This is a genomic window from Stenotrophomonas geniculata ATCC 19374 = JCM 13324 (assembly GCF_001431625.1).
Taxonomy (GTDB): Bacteria; Pseudomonadota; Gammaproteobacteria; order Xanthomonadales; family Xanthomonadaceae; genus Stenotrophomonas; species Stenotrophomonas geniculata.
Genome location: NZ_LLXT01000011.1, coordinates 1 through 2,305 on the forward strand (window position 1 = coordinate 1; position 2,305 = coordinate 2,305).

Sequence of the window (2,305 nt, forward strand, 5' to 3'; positions counted from 1 at the left end):
TAGGAGACAACCAGGGCGCCGGAAGCGGCGTCATACACGGTTACGGTGTAGGTGGTGCCTGGCTCAGGCCCAATGCTGGCCATGCCGGTATCCACCAGCTGGTCCGCCTGCGCCACGCGATCGCGATGGGCCCAGCTCAAAACAGCGTCACCGACGACGTCCTCTGGGTACAGCTCGCCGTTAATATGCACGTCCGCCGGCGGATACGGCCGGGCCTGGCGATCCTCCATCTCGACCACCAGATCCTGCGCGTCGGCCAGGTCCGTCAGCGCCGACGCGCCACGGGTGAGCAGCTTGGCGTGGACGGTGTCACCGCCGACGTACTCGGTGGTGTCGGTCGCAAAGTCGGTGAGGAACAGCACGCGGGCGCCCGGCGCGTGCAGATGAGGCACCGTGTCGGCGCAGGCACGGCCCAGCGTGAGGGTCATCGCAGCCGCGTCAATGGCATCCACGCGGCAAATCTCCGCGCCAACCAGGGCGATATCGCCCACGGCCACCGAGCCCAGATCCAGCGGATCGGTCAGGGTGAAGCTCTCGGTGCGATAGCCGGCTTCTTCGACCAAGGCAGCGCTTGCGCACCAGTCACCCCGGCCGCGATAGCTGTACTCCGCCCCGCCAGCCTGAGCCATCAGGCGGAAGTACTGCCCCACCGTTGGTGGCGCTGAGGCTGCCAGCAGGAAAGAGACGTCACTGCTGAGCTGTGCCAGGTCGGCCGCACTGAGCTGCGAGACCAGCACGACGTAGGGCACCTCCATCGCCACCTGGTGCGGCGAAACGGTCGGCGCCGTCGACGGCGGCTTCCCGCCTGGCTCAGTTCCGACATAGACCGAATTGGGCTGGCTGTAGACGTCCTCACTGCAGCTGAAGGTGATGGCGCCGGACTTCAGGGTGCCGCCACGCTTCTCGCCCATCAGACACACCATGTCGGCGATGCCCCGCTTGGGCGCCTGCAGGCGGAAGTAGCTGCCCGGTGACCACGTGCGGGCCACGGGCGTGGTGGTCAGGTCGAACTTGCGCAGCGAGGTGGCCTTGGCACGCAGATTGCGGGCGCCGATCTTCAGGGCCAGATCCACGTTGGCGACCTCGCCGGAGCGATCCTCCTTCTCCGAGACCACACTGCCAAAAGCCTGGATCGCGCCCAGCGACTGCAGTGCGGGGGTGGTGCCGATCGCGTTCTCGACTGGGTCGAAGTACTTCACGAACAGCTGGTTGCAGGCGTTGTCCATCGTGGCGGGCTCTTCGGCCCAATCCAGGATGTCGTCGTCGGTCAGCACCGGAAGCTCGTCCAGAACGTACTTCCCGCGCGGCACGTTCAGGCGATACCGACCATCCATGCCCTGCACGAGCACGGCCCCTGCAGCATCACAGATCCGTTGCTGGTACTGCTCGATGGACTCCTTATCTGGATCATAGATCGGGCACAGGCCCATTCCCTCTTCGAAGAAGACATCCGCGGCTGCGCGGAAGCTGGCATCGTCGATCACCGAGATGGGTTCGGCCCCCATGCTTTCGTGGGTAATGCTGTCGTACAGGATGTGGGCGGCATTCATCCCGACCAGCGGCACCTTGGCATCCAGGCTCTCCACTCGCGCCGTCAGCCACTGGCTGGGCGCATCCTGCAGGCCATCGATCGTCAGCGCCTGCAGCCTGACGGTCGCATTGCTGGCCACTTCGACATTCAATGGCGCGCCGTCGAGGATCAGGCGCGAAGACTCAAAATTGGGGGTGTAGTTCAGGTGGTACGTCGCCGGCGGATTGCTGATCTCCAGGCGATACACGTTGTGATTGGGCAGGATGCTTCCCGAACCCGTGCCGCCCTTGATGAAGCTGGGCGAGCCTGGCATCGGGAAACCACCGCTGTAGTACTTGGTCTCGACCGAGCCGCTGATCCGCAAGCCGACCTGGAAGATCGTTGCGCCGGTGCCATTGAGGGTGAAGCTGTCCTCGCTATCGCCAGGCACTGTGCAAAACGAACCCTGCATATCGATGCAGGGCAGGCTCCAGGACACGGAGCGGAAGCCGGAAACGACCTCACTTGCATCCTTGTCGAGCAGGATCTTCACCTTCTCCGGATACCAGCACACGCCATCCTGCCAGCCTTCCTTGATCCGGCGCAGGACGAAGCTGGGCGACTTCGGATAGGGGGTGAAGGCCGACCACCTTCCGCCCTTGAACAGGACAGTGACCAGCCCACGATAGGCGCCGTGCGCAGCACCGAGATTCGGCGGAAGCCACGGATTGAGCTGCTGGTCCTCGCGGCCGAACATGATCTCAGCCTCGCCCTCGATGCCGCCTTGCTCATCCT

General features: G+C 64.5%; 1 protein-coding gene. It reads right to left on the reverse strand.

Going from position 1 to position 2,305, the window contains the following annotated elements:
• A partial coding sequence (locus ARC63_RS00750) for a hypothetical protein (RefSeq protein ID WP_057502277.1) occupies positions 1 to 2,305 on the reverse strand: 2,305 nt, incomplete at both ends.